We start from the raw sequence: 19,973 nt of genomic DNA, 5'->3' as shown, positions 1-19,973 counted from the left end.
TAAAAACGCTCAAGGGAGCCATTCCCCTGAGCGTTTTTTCTTGGACCTGATTCGGCAATACGCGGTACTGCCAATCGGCCAGCTACGTGCGGCGCATGTAAGCGCGTACCGTGAGCGGAGCAAAGACGGCCACAATGACAGCCGCGCTGACGAGCGAAAGGACGAACTCGGCCCCGACTGTCCCGTTATTGGCCAGTTCGCGTACAGCGCTGATCAGGTGGGAGATCGGGTTGATCTTGACGAACCACTGGAGCCAGTGGGGCATCGTTTCGACCGGAACGAAAGCGTTGGACAAAAAGGTGAGCGGAAACAGCGCCATCATGGAAATCCCTTGTACGCTTGCAGCCGTGCGGGCAATGACCCCGAAAAAGGCAAAAATCCAGCTGACAGCCCACGAGCAGGCAATGACCAAGATTCCGGCGGCAGCGACGAATCCCAAGCCCCCGCCCGGCTGATACCCCATGATATACCCCATGGCAAAGGTGAGCACAGTAGCAATGGTATAGCGTACGGTGTCGGCCAGCAAAGCTCCGGCCAAAGGCGCAATACGCGCGATCGGGAGTGATTTGAACCGGTCGAAAACGCCTTTATCCATGTCCTCGCGCAGCTGGACGCCGGTGACGACGGACGTTGAAATGACAGTCTGCACAAGAATGCCGGGAATGATGATCGGCAAGTAATTGTCTACGTTTCCGGCAATGGCGCCGCCGAATATGTAGGTAAACATCAACGTAAAAAGAATCGGCTGCAGGGTCACATCGAACAATTGCTCTGGAGTACGCCGGATTTTCAACAGTCCCCGGTAGGCCATCGTCAACGAGTTGCGAAACGCCTGCCCCAGACTTGCGTGATTTTTTAATGGACGACTCATCTCTTTCCCCCATGCTGCGCTTTTCATACACTGGCTTCCTCCATTCTGTTTGGTTGTGCCATGGCTTGCTGCTCGCTTTCGCCTGTCCCATGCCCCGTGATGGTCAAAAACACTTCGTCCAGAGTCGGCTTCTGCACACTGATCTCCGCCAGTTGCACGCCCCGGTTTCGCAGCGCGATCAGCAAATCCGTCACTTGATCGGCATCCGTCATCGGAGCCGTAATCTTGCTTGCTTCTGCCGTCACGCTGGAGCGGACGCCCAGCACCTGTTCCACCAATTCCCGGGCATGGGCAATGTCCTTCGGATGTTGGACGCGCAGGTGCAGCGCCGAGTTCCCGACAGATGCTTTCAGCTCATCCACGGTCCCTTCGGCGACGACCCGGCCCCGGTCAATCACCGCGATCCGGTCGGCCAGCTGGTCTGCTTCATCGAGGTATTGCGTGGTCAGCAGCACGGTCGACCCGGTTTCCACCAGACGGCGGATCGTCTCCCACATCTGCGCACGCGTACGCGGGTCCAGCCCGGTTGTCGGTTCGTCCAGGAAAATGAGCGGCGGCTGCGCAATGAGACTCGCCGCCAAATCAAGCCTGCGGCGCATGCCGCCCGAGAAATGCTTCAGCGGACGTTTCGCGGCTTCGGTCAAACCGAACTCCTCCAGCAAATCCGCTGCCTTGCGTCGTGCCTCTGAACGCCCCAGCCCAAGCAGCCGGGAGAAAATGATCAGGTTCTCCGTGGCGCTAAGCGACTCATCCACGGAGGCGTACTGCCCCGTCACTCCGATCAGCTGCCGGACGATGTGCGCCTCCTTCGTCACATCATGCCCGAATATGCGCGCCTCTCCGGCGTCCGGCCGAAGCAGCGTCGCCAACATGCGCATGGTCGTTGTCTTGCCCGCCCCGTTCGGACCGAGCACGCCGTAAATCGAACCGGCGCGCACGTTCAAATCCACACCGTCTACGGCGCGATTATCCCCGAACGTTTTGACAAGTCCCCGGGCTTCGACTGCCCATTCCTTGCTGTGTTCCTTGTTCATTACAGCCACTCCTCACCTTCATTTATTTCCATAACGAGATCATAACGCGCGAATGTAAACGGAATATAAATGGCCCTCTGGCTATTTATGTCCACCTGTTTACAAATTAAGAACGCACCCAAGGAATCTGTCTAGTTTTTTGTTGACAGCGCACTCAACTATATATGTACAATTAATTATATGAAAAAACTCTCGGCTAAAGGCTGTCAAACGCTAATAGCTTACTTGGGGGGACTCGTTATGAAATTGACAGTTAGAGGAAAGTTATTTGCAGGATTCGGTGCTGTATTGCTTTTGCTTTGTGCAATCGCGTATACGAGTTATACCAATCTCGGCGAAGTAACCGCGAACAGTGAACAGATCGTCGATCAACGGCTGCCGCGCATTCAATTGGCGAAAAATATTGCGCTGAGCGTTTCACAGCAAGGGCTGCAAATGCGCAATTATTTGCTGATGAACGACGAAACTTCTCTTCAGAAGATGGAAGACTTGACAAACGAGACGCGTGCAGAGATTGAGAAGGGACTCGAGATGTACGTAATCCCCTCGCAAAAAGCAAACATAGAAGAGGTAGCAAAATTAAATCAAGAATACATAAACGCACGAGATCTGACCATCAGTTTGAACGAGAACGGCAAGCATTCGGAAGCATTAGCTAATTTGGCGGATAAAGTCATTCCGACATACGAAAAACTGGTAGCAAAAGTAGACGAAATGGTCAAATTTCAGGAAGATTTAGTAAAAGAAGAGGCAGCCACCGCTAGCAAGAGCGCCAACACAATCATGACAACGGTGATCGTCATTAGTTTACTCGCGATCCTCCTTGGAGCGTTTATTGCCTGGTACATCAGCCGCATGATCACCCAACCCCTTGCAAAATTAACGAGCACAGCCCGTTTGATTGCAGAGGGCGACTTGACGCAAGAAGACGTAAAAGTAAACAATCGCGACGAATTCCAAGTGCTCGTTGCCTCCTTTAACACGATGAAAAACAACCTGCTTACTTTGCTCACAGAAATTAACAAGAGCGCAGAAATGGTGGCGGCTTCCGCAGAAGAATTAAATGCCAGCGCCGAAGAGGTTAGCAAGTCAGCAACAGAAGTAACCGTCCGCATCCAGGACATGACGCAAAATGCGGTAACGACTGCTGAGGCCAGCAAAGAATCGTCACGAGCCATGCAGGAATCGGCTATCGGTATTCAACGAATCGCGGAATCGGCCCAAATCGTATCGGAGAGCGCTGCAAAAACGTTAGAAGCAGCAGAAGAAGGGAACAGAGCCGTGCAACTCGCAGCGGCACAGATGAACAAGATCAAACAAAACGTAGATCAATCCGTAGAGTTGACCGAAAAACTGAACAAGCAGTCCGAAGAAATCGGAATGATTACAAGCGCTATTAAGGAAATAACCGCACAGACCAACCTGCTGGCCTTAAACGCAGCCATTGAAGCCGCACGCGCGGGAGAGCATGGGCGGGGCTTCGCTGTGGTAGCCGACGAAGTGCGCAAGCTGGCCGAGCAATCCAACGAATCCGCCAATCAAATTTCGGAAATGCTCGCGTTGGTTCAGCAAAATACGATCAGTGTAACAACTGCCATGAAAAGCGGCGTTTTGGAGGTAGAGTCCGGCGTCAACTTGATGAATGCTGTAGGTGAGTTGTTCCAAACCATTCGCACTTCCATCCAGACTGTGACCGGACAAGTGGAGGAAATCTCCGCGTCCTCGGAACAAATGTCCGCTAGTGCCGAACAAGTGACGGCATCCGTCGACCAAATCTCTGTCATGTCAACCGATACCTCTCACGGTGCTCAAGACGTAAGTGCAGCAACCGAGGAGCAACTGGCAACCATCGAGGAAATCAGCGCCGTAGCCAGCTCCATGAGCAAGATGGCCGGCGATTTGAATGACATGCTGCGGCACTTTAAGGTGTAGGAGGCTGCGCCTGATTTCAAAAAACAAACGGTTAATGAATAAGGAGCTAAGCGGTTTGAACCTGCTTGGCTCTTTTCCTTTTGCGTAGTGTTCTGCATAAGGGGTTTGTATTCGAGTGAATTCTTGAGAATCCAAGCTTACCAATCGGGCTAACATTTAAACCTCACCAATAACGATGAGGGAGTGTAAAAGTGAAACATTATAATTTAAAGAACGCAATGATTAGGAAAAAACTAACTGTTGCTGTGAGAAGTCCTGCTATTAAATGATATCCCCACTTTTTTATTTTTCGGAGAAGCAAAATACTTAGAACAACATAAATACCTAAAGTAACAAAAAAAAGTAAAATGGCTCCGCCATCATCGCTTCCGAGTGACATCATTCCGTAAACCAATAAAATCATAAAGGAAAGGATTAAGGGAATTGGGACAATTAGGTTCATAATATAGTACAGCACTATCCACATTTTTGTTTTTTGGTCAGCCAGAATATCACCTGATTTCAAATTATTTTAAAATAGATTAGAGAGCGTAAAAAAGTTTTGTGTAAATGGTTACCCATTAAGGACCATCGAGGACGTACACATCATGCTAAAAGATTTGTTCCGTGACACCATCCAGCAGTTGTTTGAAGCAGAAATGGATGATCATTTGGACTACGCCAAGCATAGTGCCGATGGCGATCATTCAGGAAATAGTCGGAATGGGTACAGCAAAAAGAGGCTGAAAACAAAGTTCGGCCATACAGAAATATCAGTTGGTTCTATGACTTGGATGGCTCTCTAAAGTATTGTAACGGGTTTTCATCATCTTGTGGTATACCACCCAGCTTACGTAATACTTCTTCTGCAAAGTTAAGATAATTTGAACCAGTTGCAGTAATAACATTCTTATCCACTACAAGAAGTTCGTTGAGCTTGTTTTCCCAATTCATAACTTCTTTGTATTCAACTTCAGTGGGTTCAATAGAGGCTGTATATGTAATTTCCTTTAGAATTCCCGCAGCACCTAGTAATGAAGGCCCACCGCAAATGGCTGCTAATAACTTATTCTGTTCATAAAATGATCGAATTAATTTACTTAATTCTTGATTTTGCAGGAGTGGGTGGGGTGTACCACCAGGAATAACCAGGGCTTCAAACTCGTCAACTACGATATTCTGAATAGTTAAGTTAGGCAGATAACGCAAAGTAGATAATGCTTCTACTGCCTCTCCTTCAGGTTTTGTTGAAAAAGTAACAAGCTCATACTCTGTTCCTCTTAGAGCAGTAACTAATGTAACAATTTCAAATTCCGCAAATGAATCATATAAAAACAGTAATATTTTTTTCATTCGACTCACCCTTATCAACTTATTGTCGCATAAGCAGCTCAAGACGCAGCTTTACCTCTGGCCACTCTCTGTCGATTATGCTGTAATAGACGGAATCTCGGACATAGCCATCTGGCAGAATCATATGGTTTCGCAAAACCCCCTCCTTGACAGCACCAATCCGTTCAATAGCCTTTTGAGACCTGATATTCCGACTATCTGTCTTAAATTGAACTCGACTCGTCCCTAGCGATTCAAAGCAATGCTTCAGCAACAAGTATTTGCATTCGGTGTTGACATAAGTTCTCCACACAGAAGGCGTGAGCCAGGTAGAGCCAATCTCTAAACTTCTGTTCTGGACTGAGATGTCATAGAAACGCGTGCTGCCCAGAATTTTCTGCGATTCGTTATCAACGATTACAAACGGAAGTGCATTCCTTTGTTCTAGCGCTTTATTCACATACTCCCTCGCATCGTCAAGGGAGTCGATTCGTCCTTGAGTAACTGTCCAAATATTTGGGTATCTGCCTGCCTCATACAAAGCCTCAATGTGCTTGTATTCCATTGGAACCAATGTAACCTTCTGGCCACACAGTACAACCGGGATTACCTGCAAAACGATGTCACCCTCCGCTCGTTTTAAAAAATTTTCCAGTTTTACGATAGCATAAACCCTACCTTGAAGCCTTCCTTCAGGCTCGATGCGGATCTGACGCGGTGGTGTGGCAACTTCCATCAGCACTGAAAATAAATTTTTGCATTTCCGTGTTCCATATATAGACTTTTGTGGCTACACGCAAACCCGTTCTGTCACTACTCAATTCTTGAAGGTAGACGGTATATCCACCATCTCCACCAAATAAAAACTCGGACAGAAACATCGATTCCTTTGCAGATGACTCGTTACTGATCGAGTCTATTTTTGTAAATGTACCGTTCAAATACTTGTAAGCAGTAAGATACACTAATGCGTAATTGTTCGTGTCCCTTTCTACGATAAGGATGTCCTCCCGCTTGGTAGGATCTGTAAGGGCAAGAAAAGGACTGACTGATTCGATGATCGTATTTCCTGTGAATGGGAATCTGATCTGTTTCCCATGATCGAGTAAATAAAAACCATCCGGATGTTCTGTTCCTCTGCCGCACTTCATCAGAAAGAAGTCTTCTTTTTCCATTGATGAGGTGCTGCATTGGTTATCGGTTACCGATCCTTGACTGGCTGCAAAAACGGATACACTGCCAAGGATGAGCATTGCCATAGCCATACAAAGCCCAACTAATGTATAACCCCATTTTCTCATTTGATTTCTCCTTCCTATGATCGAAAAGCAACTAGTATTATAAGGTTCTTTTATGAATTTAATATGAACTGGGTCTAAGTTCCCGAAATATCTAAACCGATACACTTTTACAGTGAAAGCGTTTTAAGGAAGTCTCTTACTGCCCTATTGTAGCCATCTGGGTCACCGTTACGAATCGTATGTCCGCATCCTGGAAATTGCATAAGCGATGTGTTAGGTCTTCTTTTCGCCATCTCTTGTGCGTGTTCCCAACTCAAGATTCGACTTTTTTCCCCTTGCATGAGTAAGGCAGGACACGTCGATGCTTGCCAGTCAGCCCACCATGAGCCGTTTAGCATCTCTTGTGAACGGATTAAGCCCACACTTCCTCCTTTGCGCTGGATATTTTTCAAATCATCAGGATGAACAATCATTTCATTATCAGTCATGTCACTAATCGGTAAGAGATTTGCTTGTATCGCTTCAAAACTATACAAATATGTCCTGCGCGGAACATAGTCTTCTTTTGCTCTGATTTTGGTTTCCTTTAACATACCTAAATGTCGAATATAACCTGTGACCGGGGTCTCACAAGTTTTACAAAGTAATTGAGAGCGCCCCACATCCAGATTGCGCCACGATACAGAGTCATCGCAGTGTTCTTCAATAAAAACGATCATTTGATCGAGCATTTCATTACAATGTTGGTAAACTTCCTCACAAGTTTGGAGAAGGGGCCGTCGAGAATAGTTGTTTCGACTAAAACTGAAATCACGAATAACCATGTCTTCCAAACAAAGTAAATTCCGTTTTTTACTTATTTCCATCATGTGATAGATATATTCAAGTTGCGGCTTCTGTTTCCGATTATTCATAATTAACTTTCGGTATGCAATGTGATTTGTTTGATACCCCCATTCATTAGCCATTTCTAATGCTTCATTCAGAGCATGCAACATCGCCATGAATTCTCGTGAGCAGGAACTCTCACTCCCCGCTACATTTATGCCTTTTTCGAGGCAATGAACTATTTCCCTTAACTGTTCGTAATGCCAACGGGCGTGCTCTCTTCTCATCTGAAAATAATTCTTCATCTCAACAGTTGTTGACATGATTAACCTCCGCTATCGAAATTGCTGTGTTTGGCAATCTTAAAGTGCCGAATATTGCCGTATATTCATACGGAAAATACACCGTTTATGCGGTGGCTTGACATGGAGCCTCTACGGGTATGATACAGGCAGAAAGGGCGATATCAATACTACTGCTTGTTAGTCTTCTAATTCGCATAGCGGCACCTAATAAAATGAAAAATTGGGTTTCTTACGGTTGTGATTACCACTGGAGACAATGGTCGCCATCCGAAGTAGCTGAATATTAATTGATCACACCTGATCAAAAGATTAACAATATGTTACGGTGAGTTTCACACGCTTTCAAAAACAAGTCTCTCATTTATCTATTCTTTTGAATGGGAACAATTATCTCTAGCCCCTTGATTATTTCTGCAGGTAGATCCACTTTTTCTAAAGTGGCAGGGCGTATTGTAATAGATTTTGGTAATTCTTTAACCGGTTGGTAAATCGCCTTCCATCTAGCGGTTACTTTCTCACCGTCCACTTTATTTTCTCCAAGTGATGAGCTAAGAAGTCCTAATTCTTTTCCTTTATCATCTGTCACTTCAAACACTTCAAACATGGCTGAATGGGAAGCGCCTGATTGAATGATTTGTCCTACTAATTCTGTTGAATGAACTGTGAATGTGATCTTTTCCAGAATGAGTGTCGTGTCTCCATACGTTTTTGTCACCATTGGTGTGAATAGTTGATTGGTAGCATCATTTTTTACGATAGGGAAAGAAAAGGACCAATCTCCCCTTGTATCTCCAATCTTTTGAATGGAGAGGTCAAATTGAAATTTCTCGGGTAACGGTTCACTCGTACTGAAATTGATGACTCCCACAGCCTTGTAGTCATCAATAGGATGAATGGTGCCGCCAGTTCCCCAGCTTTCAGGAGTGGTTCCATTTATTTTTATCGATTTCGTCAAACGATGCATGTCAGACAATTTATCCGGAGACTCCACCATAAAGCCAACGGAAATCTGCGCCCCATCATAAAAGACTTCTGTGATCGTAACTGTGATATCGCTGTCGGTTGCCGTTTTTTGAATAGTAGAAACGATACCTTTTTCATGCGCCAATTTGAGCCCGTCATCCCCAACCATATGAAATACGGATTGAACGACAGGTATTTGTTTCAGAGCTTCGGCAAAGCCGGGTGATGTCATGCCCGCTCCGATCACCACACCGAGCGATGCTGCGGTCGCCGTCGTCATAACGGACAGTTTTTTGAAAGTTTGCTTTCTCTTAGATGACTCTGTATTGGATGCTAATTTCAGGAATGCCACCCGCGAAGGTCTGGCTTTCCATTCTTTGTGTTTCTCCAATTTTTGAAACACACGTTTTTTGAAATCCTCAACGTCTACCGGATGATTCTCGTGACAACATTTAGCAGCCTTGATTTGCTGTTCCAAGCTCATGATTTTCGGCCTCCCATACTTTTCGTAAAATATTTCTTCCACGTGCGAGCCTAGACTTAACTGTCCCTTCGCTTTTCCCAAGAATCTCGGAAATTTGTTTCAAAGGTAACTGTTCAAAATAAAACAGGATGATGGGAGTCCGGTAGATTTCGGGGATTTTCAGAATGTGATCATACATTTTTTGATTCGAGTCCATCACCAAAAAGGTATCTTCGGAACTCATGTCAACGCGCTCAGGCAACAGCGCGGTTACGATTTCCCTCCACCCTTTCCGTTGCGCCATTCTACATTCGTTCATCACAATTCTGGCCAGCCAGGGGAAGGGATCACATTCGTCCTTGAATTGATCCATTCTTTCGTAGGCCTTAATAAAAGCATCCTGCACCCTATCCTCTGCTTTTGTCCACTCACGAACGTATGTATATGCAAGGCGAACGAGACGCTGCGCGTACAAATCCATCCATGTTTCCAGTCGTTCTTCACGTTCCAATTTTGGCCACACCAACCTTTCACCTGTATTATGCAAAAAAGCAGAAATAGGTTCCCGGTTTTCTTAAAAACCTTGAACGGAGTAAAATCAGCATAAAATCGCTTTTTTGGTCAATAGAAAAAACCTCACCGATCTGATGAGGCTCTTCGGAATATCGTGCGCTCCTGCTTTCAATCCCAACCAAAATCTACTCTCTTTGATATTTGTTCGGCAGCAGCTCAAGCACTCCGCTTTTCTTATATTGGTTAGGACCATCGGGCACAATTACTTGAATATGTCTCCCGTAGTCACTATTGTGGCTAGTAACTATTGCAGTTAGTGTCATCATGGGATTTACATCAGACGGTTGGTTTGAACTTGTGGGGGTTATGATTGCCATTACCTTGGGTGTCGGCAGTACCATTCTCTTTTTCTTTTACGTCGTTTTGCTCTTCCTGTATAAACGTAGCAAGGTCGCATTTTGGATTGCGTTTGCTTTCCTGTTGGCTACCCTTTTTTCACTTTTCTTGTATTCCAACTTAACATAAGGAAGCGAAATATCTTCTGCCCTTCACAGCTCGTGTGGAAGTTCCGCTTTTTGCCCCCTTCAGCACATAGAAAAACCTCACCAAATCGATGAGGTTTAATATAAATTTTTTTCCGTTTTTTCACGAAACCTTGAAATTTGCAATGACCTTCTGAAGCTCTTCAGACATCCTGGACAGCGCCAAGGCTGACGAAGAGATTTCTTCCATAGAGGCCAATTGTTCTTCCGTAGCAGCAGAAACGTTCTGAGTTCCTGCAGCTGTTTCTCTGGCTACTTCCCGTATGGCCGTAACAGATTGCACGATTTCTTCCATAGAGGCAGCCATCCGCTGCGCACCTGCTGATACCTGTTGAATCTGAACCGCGACATCGTTCACGGAACGTTGAATGTGCTCGAAGGACGTTTCCGCCTGGGTCACTACTACCATGCCTTCGCTCACTTCACTTTTCACCTGTTCCATGGAAACGACCGCTTTTCCCATCTGTTCGCGGATCATCGAAATTAATTCGTTGATTTGATTGGCAGACCCAGCCGACTGCTCCGCAAGTTTTCTTACTTCCTCTGCAACGACAGCGAATCCCCTGCCATGTTCACCTGCCCTTGCCGCTTCAATGGCTGCGTTCAACGCCAGCAAGTTCGTTTGAGAAGCAATGTCAGTAATCACTTGAATAATCTGGCCAATTTCATCCGAACGATTGCCTAATTCTTTGATTACATCTGCCAGGTCATGAACCTTGGTGTGAATGGAGCCCATTTGTACGTTCGCGGTTTTGACCGACTGATTTCCTTCCTCCGCGACTTGAGATGCTTGTACGGCGGAAGCGGATACCTTCTGAGCGTTGTCAGCAATTTTCTCAATACCTTGTGCCATCTCGTTCACAGTCTGGGCACTCTGGTCTACGCTGGTCGCTTGTTGCTCGGAACCTGAAGCGACTTCCTGCATGGTGGAAGCAACTTGCTCCGTGGCTCTACTTGTTTGTTCAGCACTTGCTGTTAACTCTTCAGCAGAAGCTGCCACCTGTTCAGCACTGATTCCCACTTGATGAATCAGATTGCGCAGATTGTTTTTCATGGCATTAAAGGCATGAGCCAGTTCCCCGATTTCATCCCTGTTTTTTATATCAAGATCCTCAACAGTCAGGTCTCCCGCAGCAATTTTTTCTGCCGAAGATGAGATGACAATGACTGGCCGTGCAATCAGCCTTGTAACAAAATAGCCAATGCAAAGCGCCAGGATGACGGCAACCACACCGATGATTACCCCTGTCTCGATTACCCCGTCTACCATTATGGAGTTTTCCTGCGAGGCTTGCGCCATTGCTTTTTGTTCTCGGTTATTAATTTCGCCAGCTGCTGTTCTTATGTCACTGGAAAGAGGAATCAACGTGGTGGTGCCAAACTCCAGGGCCTTTTCTTTGCTCAACGAGGCAATCTGATTTTTTCCTTCTTCATATTGCTTGGACATGGTCTGGATCTTGTTCAATGCATCCTTGGTTTCCTGGGTCAGGGACATTTTCAAGGTGTCGGTAACCAAAGCAGATAATTGCTTGCTTGCATCCTCCATTTTTTGCGTAGCTTCCGAACTTCCTGTAAGGAGGTAGTCTCTCAAACTACTATTCAGCTGCGTAGCATTTACCTGAATATCCTTGATGTTTAAGAGCATTTCAGCTCTTCTGTCCACCAGGTCAGAGTACGAGTTGTCCAGTTCCTTGATGAAGTAAAAAGACATTCCGCTCACAATGACCAGAAGCAGGGCTACAGTTAAAAATCCGCCAATAATTTTCTTGCCAATCGTCCATCTCATCCTGCTACCCCCTTATAAATATGAAAAAATAAGTATGAAAAACATTATTTGCTTATAATATTATGAAAATGCTTAAAAAAAACAAACGGAAATTTGTAATATTGCTATATGATGTGGAAAACAATACAATGGACTGCTGAAATCATCATCATTTGGCGTTTTTGTATTTATTTGTAAATTTCCATAAAAAGGCAATTTGTATTGCACATCGCGCCTGAGGAGATGACATTCGGGGCGCTTGTGGAAGGAATGGCGCAAGAAACACGGGAAAGCTCAAGAAAGGTGTAAAGCAGTTCGTCCCAAGCCCTCTTCAAGGGCATCTTACCTCTTCTTTGTCTTGCTGCTAAAATGAAAAAACCCCTGATTTCTCAAGGGTTTTGACGTCTTCATTATGGTGGAGCATAGCGGGATCGAACCGCTGACCTCTACACTGCCAGTGTAGCGCTCTCCCAGCTGAGCTAATGCCCCATCTTTTCATCTTGCAGTGTGAACCGCTTTCGTAATTTCATTCTAGCACATCCTCCTGTATGCTGCAAGAGAATTTTTTTGGTTCCTCTCACTCTTTTTTACTTCCAATAAAAAAAGTTTTATTAAAAACTAACTACTTATATGTTTACACGATCAATATTTCGGGTATGTGATACCAGAAACAGAATATCTTAGTGAATTGTATAGAGGAGTGGCATTTAGATGACACAGAAACTGAGACTAACCGTCAAAGCCAAGTTGATTGTCGCTTTTGCGTCAATCTTGGTCATACCTATGCTGATCCTCGGCTACCTTTCCTATCAGAGTGCCAAAGAGCGGCTGGAGGAGGCTTTGCTCACGACTGCCTCCGAGAATGTGCGGCTGGTGGATGAATTGCTCAGCCAGACGTTGCAGTCCCAGTCGCGGGATCTGGAGATGATCGCGTCCTCGACGGGGCGCAGCGATTTGCAGGATGCGGCGCGCGCAGCGACCCGCAAAAAGCTGCAACTCTATCACTCCTTGCATCCCGAGATCGGCGAAGTTTACATTGGCGACGATGCCGGCGGGATGATCATGGCGACGGACGCCAAGCTGCCCGACGACTTTGATCCCCGGAAGCGGCCGTGGTACGAAGCAGCCATGAACAAGCCGCAGAGCACCATCGTGACTGACCCGTACATCGATGCCAGCACAGGGAATGTAGTGATTGGCCTTGCCAAAGCATTATCCGACGGCTCTGGCGTATTGGGCATCGATATTCAGTTGACCGCCTTGGACAAGACCGTCAAGCAGGCGAAGATCGGGGAAAAGGGCTACCTCTCGATCTTTGACAAAAACCGCCAGTTTTTGATTCACCCGACAGGCAAACCGGGAACGACTGCAACCGAATCTTGGGTCGAACAGATGTACACCGGAACAGCGGGCCAGTTCGACTTTACCGACGGCGGACAGAACGCCAAAGCCGTCTACCAGACCAACGAGACAACCGGATGGAAGCTGCTGGGCGTCATGTACGAATCCGAAGCCGTCCGGGCGGCCAACCCGATCTTTACCAAGACCATGCTGATTATCGCCATCGCGCTGGTCATCGGGGGCGGAGCAGTCTATGTCATCCTCCGTTCCATGCTGATGCCGCTGCAGAAATTGACAGATGCCGCAGAAAAAATGAGCATGGGTGATGTCACCCAGCAAGTGGATGTCAAAAGCGACGATGAGCTGGGCACGCTTGGCAAAAGCTTCAACCATATGTCCAGCTCGCTTCGCGCCCTGCTCTACTCCGTCAATGGCAACATCCAGCAGCTCGCCGCCTCAGCTGAGCAGCTTTCGGCCAGTGCTGACCAGACGAGCAAGGCGACGGAACAGATCGCGGTCACGATGCAAGAAATGGCGAGCGGTACCGAGAAGCAGGCCGCTTACGCCAAAGAAGGCACGGAAGCAGCCGAGCAAATGTCGGAAGGAATTACCCAGATCGCGGGTTACACCCAGCAAGTTTCCGAAGCGGCGAGACAAACAGCCGATCTCGCGTCAGAGGGCAACGTTTCGATTCAGACTGCCGTTTCGCAAATGAATGCCATTAACCAGTCCATTCACACCCTTGCCGCCGTTGTGCACAATCTCGGCGAGCGCTCCCAGGAAATCGGGAAGATTGTGGATGTCATTACCGCCATTGCGGGGCAGACGAATTTGCTCGCCCTTAACGCAGCCATCGAGGCGGCACGCGCCGGTGAATCCGGCCGCGGCTTCGCCGTCGTAGCAGATGAAGTCAGGAAGCTGGCGGAGCAGTCCTCGCATTCCGCGAAGCAGATCAGCGAGTTGATTGACTCGATCCAGGCTGCCACGGAGCAAGCCGTCGTTGTGATGGAAAATAGCAAAAAAGAAGTAACCGACGGCATCGGGAAAGTCAATGAAGCAGGACAAGCCTTTGAGCAGATCCAGACTGCCGTCGAGCAGGTCGCCGAGCGTATCAGCCAAGTCTCCGGCGCCACGCAGGACATCACGGCCCGCACGCGGATCGTCGTGCAGTTGATCAGCCGTATTTCCGATGTGACTCTGCAAACCTCTGACGGCACGCAAAGCGTATCTGCTGCCGCCGAAGAGCAGCTCGCCTCAATGGAGGAGATCGCGTCCTCGTCCGTCTCCCTGGAAAGAATGGCAGAAGAGTTGCAAAATCAGATCGGTCATTTCAAAATCTAGCGCATCTGGTTTTCCTACGGTTGAAGCCGTAGAACGGGCAGTTCTCCCCAGCTCCCTAGTAAAACGGTCCCCCGCTGTTAGCTGCCTAACAAACGGGGGACCGTTCCTTCTTACCCCGCGTGTCAAGTATGTCTGACACGCGCGGGGCTATTTTTTGTGTGGCTTTGCCCACGAAATTCTCTTTTCCTCTTTTCCCTGCCCCCTAACGCACCGTCACCACTATCGGTGTCTTCATACCGCCGTAGGTCACGTAGATCGTCGCTTTTCCGGAGCCCGTCGCCTTGATCACGCCGTCCTTGACGTCAGCCACGAGCAGGCGGGAAGTGGTCCACAGCGCCGGTTTCGTCACGTTTTGCTCCGAACCGTCCATGTAGGTCGCAGTCGCCGTTACCTGCTTCGTCTCTCCTTTGTTCAAGACGATCTGCACGACATCCGTCTTCAAATATTTCAATGTGTCGACATCCACAGGGATCGAAACGCTCTTGTCGTTGTACCTCGCCGTAACAGTTGCCTTGCCGTACGCCCTACCTGTTATCAGGCCATTGGCTACGTCAGCGACCTTGTAGTTGCTCGTCTTCCAGTCGGCAAGCGACGTCACATTCATCGTGCGGCCGTCCGAAAAGGTGGCGGTCAACGTCACCTGGGAGGTCGTGTTCGATTTGATTGAGGCGTAGCGCTTGTCCGCCTCCAGTTTGGTGACGATTCCGACCTCGACCGGAATGGTGATCGATTTGCCGCCATACCTCGCTGTGATGGTGGCGCGGCCGTTCGTCAGGCCGGTGACGCGGCCATTGGCTACATCCGCGATTTTAATGGCGGACGAGGCCCACTCGGCATCTGCCGTCACGTTGCTGGTATTGCCGGCAGAGTCTGTCGCGAGCAGCTTGAGCTCAGCTGTCTCGTTGACCGTGAGAATGAGCAGGCGAGGCTCCACAGTCAGGGTCGTCGCCTGGTCCACTTCTACGGCGATAGATACTGTCTTGCCCTCAAAAGTGGCCGAAACTGTCGTTTTCCCTGCACCTTTTGCCGTAATGGTACCCTGATACACTTCCGCGACATTCACAGAGCCGCTGGTCCAGGACGCTTGCTCGTTGACCTTTTTGGTCGTTCCGTCTGCATAGGTCGCGGTCACCTGCACGGTCTCGCTTTTGCCGTTGTTCAGGACGAGCTTTTGCTTGTCTACGGTCAGCGTCTGCAGGACGCCGACAGAAACAGGGATCGTGACAGTGCGCCCGCCATATGTAGCCGTTACGCTCGCAGCTCCCGTCGCAACGCCTGTGATGAGACCGTTGCGCACGCTTGCGACTGCCGGAGCGCTCGATGTCCACGCCGCTTTTTGCGTCACATCTTCCCCGGTCTCGCTGCCCGGATAGACAGCCGTGAGCTTCACTTGCTTGGCCCCTCCGACGGGCAGCGCCACGTTGGCCGCGTCAGCGGTCAGGCTCTGCGGCACATCTACGTCCACGATCAGGGTCGCAGTCTTCCCGCCGTAGCTGGCAGTGATCTTCGCGGAACCGGGCTTGTAGGCGGAGATTGTGCCATTTTGGGCAAAAACGATCTCTTCCGCATCCGAGGACCACTTCGCCTTGCCGGTAATCTCCTCGGCAGCAGTTGCCCCTGCAAAAGTTGCCAGAGCTTTCACCGTCTCCGTCGTTCCGCTCTTCATCGTCAAATACGTTGGCACGATGTCGAGGGAGCGCGGAACTTCCACGTCTACCCGGATTTGTACGGACTTGTTGCCGTATTTGGCGGTGATGACCGCTTCCCCGGAGGAGACCGCGTAAATCTTGCCTTTGTTGTAGTACGCGACAGCCTCGTTGCTGGTAGACCATTCGGCTTTGTCTGCCACATCTACCGTCGCCCCGTTATTCGCGTAGGTCGCGGTCAGGCTGATCGGGTCGGAAGCTACGCCCACGTGCAAAAAGAGATTTTGCGGGCTTACTTCCAGCTTTTGCGTCGTATCGACATCGACGGCGATCGTCGCTGTTTTCGTTCCGTATTTGGCCGTGATGGTCGCCGTACCCGCGCCATAGGCCGTGATGACTCCCTTGAGCGCATCGGCTACGGCAGGATTGTCAGAGGACCATTCGGCTTTTGCCGCCACATCCGGATTGTCGCTGCCGTCCGGATAAATAGCGCGCAGCACGATCGTCTCCTTGCCTCCCAGCAGGAGCGACACCTGGTTTTTGCTCGGCTCCAGCCGGTGCGCGATCTCCACGTTTACCGGGATCGTGGTCGACTGGCTGCCGAATTTGGCCGTGATGATGCCCGTCCCGGAGTTCAAGCCTTTGACTTGCCCGTTGATGACCGTTGCAATCGAGCTGTTGTCGATGGACCAATCCGCTTTGGTCGTGACATCCTCTGTCGTGCCATCGCTGTAGAGCGCAGTGAGCGCAAGCTGTGCCGGCGGCTCTTCGCCGATGAGCACGTTGAGCGACTGCTTGTCCATCGTCAACGCTTTCACTTTTTTCGTAACATTGACAGCAACCAGAACACTTTTTCCCATGTACGTCGCAGTCACCGTTGTATTGCCTACTGCCTTGGCCGTGATGCGGCCCGCATACGCAGCCGCGACATCCGGTTCCTGGCTCGTCCAGTCCGTCGTGATGGTGACATCCTCGGTCTTCCCGCTCACGTAGACAGCCGTCGCCGTCAAGGCAGCGGAATCTCCCTGTTCCAATGTCACTTCATTTTTCGACAGGACCAGTCTGCTGATTTCGTCCGCAGCGTATCCTACCCCGGCATTTCCAGCCCCGCACAAGAGCAGGATGGCCAGAAGCAATAGCGTCGTCTTTTTCCAGAACATGTCTAGCCTCCCTCGCAAGTATGAAATCTGTTACTTGGAAACCCTTTCCTCCTCGATAAATATATCGGTTTTTATGAGAAATAATTTACAATTGATTTATGTCTGACATGTGTCAGATGCGAGAGGCGGGCTCTGTTCACGCCATGCCAAGAAGCGCGGCAAGTGCTTGCACTCACCTGCAGGCGCTTCCCGCGCTTCTTTTGATCATCCGTTTTCCAGACGCTGATTTTTGCGTAAAATCTCGTACACATCGACGAAATGGCGGATGCGCTCCATGATCCGCGCCGCCTTGGTCCGCTCGATCCGGTTGCCGTTGGAAATGGACAAGTGCTCCTCCAGCTCCTCCAGCGAGTAGTTGGACGTAAACAAGGTCGGCAAATAGTTGTTGGCCCGCTGATTCAAAATGACGCCCAAAATCTCGTCGCGCACCCATGGCGTGAGGTTTTCCGCGCCGATGTCATCCAGGATGAGCACGGGCACTTCTTTTAGCAGCTCCAGCTTGCCGACGTATGACTGGTCGGAGATGGAGTCCTTCATTTCGCGAATAAAATCGGGGACATAAACGAGCAGCGAGGCGATGTGACTCTCCGACAGCTCACGCGCGATGGCACCCATCAGATAGCTCTTTCCCACACCAAAAGATCCGTGCAAATACAAACCTTTCACACGCTCACCCGTCCCCATCTGGTTACAGAACTGGATCGCCGCCGCCACTGCAGCCTGATTCCCAGCATCGTGCTCCAACTTGTCGAAGCTCGCAGACATGGTTTCCTCTGACACGTAGTAGCTGCGCATCATCCGTCTGCGCTTGAGCTCTTCTTCATGGGAAATTTGCTTTTTACAGGGAGCAATCGCGCTGACGATCGTGTTTTTCATCAGATCAAGCTGCGTCCGATGTCCCTTTACCAGGTTCGGGCATTCGGTCAGTCCGGGACAGTGCTCGCACCAGTACTGCTCCTTTACAGCCGTGTACACGTTGGAGAGCGAACGCATGTAATCATCACGTGTCAACTCGGGATGCTCTTGTGCAAATGCTTGCAAATACACGCTGGAGCGAAACATTTTGTCGAGCTGTTCATCAGGCGAAAGCAACTGGCGAGGGGTGCGTTTTGCGAGTTCCTTCATAAATTGACCTACAGATTCCATCTAGTCGTCACTCTCCTCTCCGTCTCTTGCGCATGGATTCCAGCATTTTACTGAGCTCAGGATCATCCGAGATCAGCTTCCCTTTGGCCGCGGGCTGACCGCTTTTCTCCTGTTCTCTTTGCCATTCTACAGATGCCGGCAGCTTGTCCTGCAAAACGGCTTTTCCATTTCGCCGTACCGCGCCCGTATCTTTCTTGGGAGCTTTCGCCTTTTCCACAGACTGCGTCCGTTGATCGGCGCGCTCCAAAATCTGTTTGACGGCCTCGTCCACCGTGCCGATCCGCTTTGCTTTCCAGCTGTCGCGAATCGTCTCCATGTACGCTTTCGGCAGCTCCATCTGCATGCTGGCAAGCGTATGGAAGAGCAAGGCATTCACGACCTCTGGCTGCATCCCGTCCGTAAAGACGAGCGTCTCTGCACGCTCCAGAAACACCTTGCTCACCCTGCCGCCGACCACCTTTTCCAGCAGTCGGAGCGGTGAAAGCAAGCGACAGGCGCGGGTGAACGCCTCGCTGCCCGGCTCCGGCAGCCTGCCAGGGCCCCATTCGTCACCGCCCCCTTGCTCTGCCGGGGGGTTGCGATACAGCTTGTCCTCCGTATAACGCTGGATCAGACGCTTGCGCAGCACTTCCTGATCGAGGCTTTTGTCCGGCTTGTAAAGCGTCCAGTCACGCAGCTCCTGGCCCAGTCCCCAGCTGTCCATCTGATAAAAATGGCACAACAGGTACAGAAACTCCATGCTCGCCCCGCCAAGCACCTTGGACGCATCTGCATTGTCCGGCAAGTACAGACGAAGGGACGAGACGCTGAGCGGAGTGGCGACCTGCGCCTCGAACCCCGACTTCATCGAAGCCGACGGGAAGCTCTCCTCCATCCTCGTCAAAAACTGCTCGCGCTCCGAACCTTTCTTTACTTCCAGCTCAGACGGTTTCAACGATTGAAACACTTCATGAAAATCTTTCGTCATATTTTCCACGATCGTATATTCTTCATTCAGCCGGGTCGCCACCAGGTCTGCGTATTTCTCCCGCAGCTGCTGAAAGCGGATATTCTCGATCTTGTTGAGCAGCATGAGCGACAGCACGTAATCCCCGAAAAACTCTGCCGGCGTCAGCGGCGGCTTCACCAAATAGTCGTAGTAGTAATCCCGCTGCAAATTTTCCCGGCGCCGCACCTCCAAAAGGCCGATTGCCTCCAGCCGCTCCCGTGCGTCCAGCAGTCGGTCCAGCGACAGCGAAGTGGAGAGCATCAGGCTGCGATGGGTCGCTTCCGCCGACGCGCCGCTCACTTCCTGTACACCGTGCACGAGCAACTGGTAGAGAGTGTACGACTCGACACCGATGATCGGCAAGTACAGCTGGGTGACATAGCCCATCTCGGTAAAGCCAAGCGGTCTTGCCAGCCGCACCAAATAACGATCTTTCGGCAACAATTCGTTCCAGACCAAACGACGCATGAGTTCTTTCCTTCCCTGACAAATCTCGTTCCCCTATTATAGCATGGCAATGCTGCCCACGTGCTGAAATCCGATGGAAAGCGAAAGACGCCCTGGCAGAAATATTGCGAGAGCG

14 protein-coding genes, 1 tRNA gene and 1 pseudogene are annotated in these 19,973 nt (G+C 49.6%); 3 read left to right on the top strand and 13 right to left on the bottom strand.

Annotation, left to right across the window (positions count from 1 at the left end; translation table 11 throughout):
• Positions 1-82: 82 nt before the first annotated feature.
• The gene (locus ACFSO0_RS08780; RefSeq protein ID WP_376879043.1) at positions 83-871 is read right to left on the bottom strand and encodes an ABC transporter permease; all 789 of its coding nucleotides are present in this window, start codon (positions 869-871) and stop codon (positions 83-85) included.
• A gap of 23 nt (positions 872-894) precedes the next feature.
• Positions 895-1,905, bottom strand: a complete 1,011-nt coding sequence (locus ACFSO0_RS08775) for an ATP-binding cassette domain-containing protein (RefSeq protein WP_376879041.1) — start codon at positions 1,903-1,905, stop codon at positions 895-897.
• A 240-nt stretch (positions 1,906-2,145) separates the two neighbouring features.
• Between ACFSO0_RS08775 and ACFSO0_RS08770 the strand changes: the two genes are divergently transcribed.
• Positions 2,146-3,837, top strand: a complete 1,692-nt coding sequence (locus tag ACFSO0_RS08770) for a methyl-accepting chemotaxis protein (protein WP_376879039.1) — start codon at positions 2,146-2,148, stop codon at positions 3,835-3,837.
• Positions 3,838-4,406: 569 nt separating this feature from the next.
• Positions 4,407-4,595: pseudogene (locus tag ACFSO0_RS08765) on the top strand (transposase); the annotation flags it as partial.
• A gap of 4 nt (positions 4,596-4,599) precedes the next feature.
• Here the strand turns inward: ACFSO0_RS08765 and ACFSO0_RS08760 are convergent.
• From ACFSO0_RS08760 to ACFSO0_RS08725, 8 genes are all read right to left on the bottom strand, one after another.
• Complete coding sequence (locus tag ACFSO0_RS08760; RefSeq protein ID WP_376879036.1) at positions 4,600-5,169, bottom strand: DJ-1/PfpI family protein; 570 nt, start codon at positions 5,167-5,169, stop codon at positions 4,600-4,602.
• A 19-nt stretch (positions 5,170-5,188) separates the two neighbouring features.
• A complete protein-coding gene (locus ACFSO0_RS08755) occupies positions 5,189-5,890 on the bottom strand; it encodes a GNAT family N-acetyltransferase (protein ID WP_376879033.1) in 702 nt (233 codons plus the stop codon).
• Positions 5,841-6,449 (bottom strand): hypothetical protein, encoded by a 609-nt coding sequence (locus ACFSO0_RS08750; protein WP_376879031.1) that lies wholly within the window; start codon positions 6,447-6,449, stop codon positions 5,841-5,843. The genes ACFSO0_RS08755 and ACFSO0_RS08750 overlap by 50 nt, the downstream gene beginning before the upstream one ends.
• Before the next feature lie 107 nt (positions 6,450-6,556).
• Positions 6,557-7,540 (bottom strand): alpha/beta fold hydrolase, encoded by a 984-nt coding sequence (locus ACFSO0_RS08745; protein ID WP_376879028.1) that lies wholly within the window; start codon positions 7,538-7,540, stop codon positions 6,557-6,559.
• Between the two features lie 343 nt (positions 7,541-7,883).
• Positions 7,884-8,969, bottom strand: coding sequence for a DUF4179 domain-containing protein (locus ACFSO0_RS08740; RefSeq protein ID WP_376879025.1), 1,086 nt, complete (start codon positions 8,967-8,969; stop codon positions 7,884-7,886).
• On the bottom strand, positions 8,938-9,471 hold the full coding sequence (locus ACFSO0_RS08735; RefSeq protein ID WP_376879023.1) for an RNA polymerase sigma factor: 534 nt from the start codon (positions 9,469-9,471) through the stop codon (positions 8,938-8,940). Before ACFSO0_RS08735 ends, ACFSO0_RS08740 begins: the two co-directional genes overlap by 32 nt.
• 635 nt (positions 9,472-10,106) lie before the next feature.
• Positions 10,107-11,789: a methyl-accepting chemotaxis protein gene (locus tag ACFSO0_RS08730; RefSeq protein ID WP_376879020.1), complete on the bottom strand. Its 1,683-nt coding sequence runs from the start codon at positions 11,787-11,789 to the stop codon at positions 10,107-10,109.
• Positions 11,790-12,181: 392 nt separating this feature from the next.
• Positions 12,182-12,257: transfer RNA gene (locus tag ACFSO0_RS08725), tRNA-Ala, on the bottom strand.
• A 222-nt stretch (positions 12,258-12,479) separates the two neighbouring features.
• On the opposite strand from ACFSO0_RS08725, the gene ACFSO0_RS08720 reads away from it, so the two are divergent.
• A complete protein-coding gene (locus ACFSO0_RS08720) occupies positions 12,480-14,450 on the top strand; it encodes a methyl-accepting chemotaxis protein (RefSeq protein ID WP_376879018.1) in 1,971 nt (656 codons plus the stop codon).
• A gap of 202 nt (positions 14,451-14,652) precedes the next feature.
• On the opposite strand, the gene ACFSO0_RS08715 is transcribed toward ACFSO0_RS08720, so the two are convergent.
• The 3 genes from ACFSO0_RS08715 to ACFSO0_RS08705 all read right to left on the bottom strand — a co-directional run bounded on the left by ACFSO0_RS08715 (position 14,653) and on the right by ACFSO0_RS08705 (position 19,858).
• Positions 14,653-17,256: an Ig-like domain-containing protein gene (locus ACFSO0_RS08715; RefSeq protein ID WP_376879015.1), complete on the bottom strand. Its 2,604-nt coding sequence runs from the start codon at positions 17,254-17,256 to the stop codon at positions 14,653-14,655.
• Between the two features lie 204 nt (positions 17,257-17,460).
• A complete protein-coding gene (dnaI, locus tag ACFSO0_RS08710) occupies positions 17,461-18,402 on the bottom strand; it encodes a primosomal protein DnaI (RefSeq protein ID WP_376879013.1) in 942 nt (313 codons plus the stop codon).
• A gap of 7 nt (positions 18,403-18,409) precedes the next feature.
• Complete coding sequence (locus ACFSO0_RS08705; protein WP_376879011.1) at positions 18,410-19,858, bottom strand: DnaD domain protein; 1,449 nt, start codon at positions 19,856-19,858, stop codon at positions 18,410-18,412.
• Positions 19,859-19,973: the final 115 nt, after the last annotated feature.

The organism is Brevibacillus sp. GCM10020057, assembly GCF_042683565.1.
Taxonomy (GTDB): Bacteria; Bacillota; Bacilli; order Brevibacillales; family Brevibacillaceae; genus Brevibacillus.
The sequence above is the reverse complement of the archived record's forward strand: the minus strand, read 5'-3'. Positions and strand labels throughout refer to the sequence as shown.

What these genes read in the sequence shown, in the direction of transcription:
- ACFSO0_RS08760 (WP_376879036.1), bottom strand. Translation starts at nt 5,169, where the DNA reads ATGAAAAAAATATTACTGTTTTTATATGATTCATTTGCGGAATTTGAA.
- ACFSO0_RS08720 (WP_376879018.1), top strand. Translation starts at nt 12,480, where the DNA reads ATGACACAGAAACTGAGACTAACCGTCAAAGCCAAGTTGATTGTCGCT.
- ACFSO0_RS08780 (WP_376879043.1), bottom strand. Translation starts at nt 871, where the DNA reads ATGAGTCGTCCATTAAAAAATCACGCAAGTCTGGGGCAGGCGTTTCGC.
- ACFSO0_RS08775 (WP_376879041.1), bottom strand. Translation starts at nt 1,905, where the DNA reads ATGAACAAGGAACACAGCAAGGAATGGGCAGTCGAAGCCCGGGGACTT.
- ACFSO0_RS08745 (WP_376879028.1), bottom strand. Translation starts at nt 7,540, where the DNA reads ATGTCAACAACTGTTGAGATGAAGAATTATTTTCAGATGAGAAGAGAG.
- dnaI (WP_376879013.1), bottom strand. Translation starts at nt 18,402, where the DNA reads ATGGAATCTGTAGGTCAATTTATGAAGGAACTCGCAAAACGCACCCCT.
- ACFSO0_RS08705 (WP_376879011.1), bottom strand. Translation starts at nt 19,858, where the DNA reads ATGCGTCGTTTGGTCTGGAACGAATTGTTGCCGAAAGATCGTTATTTG.
- ACFSO0_RS08770 (WP_376879039.1), top strand. Translation starts at nt 2,146, where the DNA reads ATGAAATTGACAGTTAGAGGAAAGTTATTTGCAGGATTCGGTGCTGTA.
- ACFSO0_RS08750 (WP_376879031.1), bottom strand. Translation starts at nt 6,449, where the DNA reads ATGAGAAAATGGGGTTATACATTAGTTGGGCTTTGTATGGCTATGGCA.
- ACFSO0_RS08715 (WP_376879015.1), bottom strand. Translation starts at nt 17,256, where the DNA reads ATGTTCTGGAAAAAGACGACGCTATTGCTTCTGGCCATCCTGCTCTTG.
- ACFSO0_RS08730 (WP_376879020.1), bottom strand. Translation starts at nt 11,789, where the DNA reads ATGAGATGGACGATTGGCAAGAAAATTATTGGCGGATTTTTAACTGTA.
- ACFSO0_RS08740 (WP_376879025.1), bottom strand. Translation starts at nt 8,969, where the DNA reads ATGAGCTTGGAACAGCAAATCAAGGCTGCTAAATGTTGTCACGAGAAT.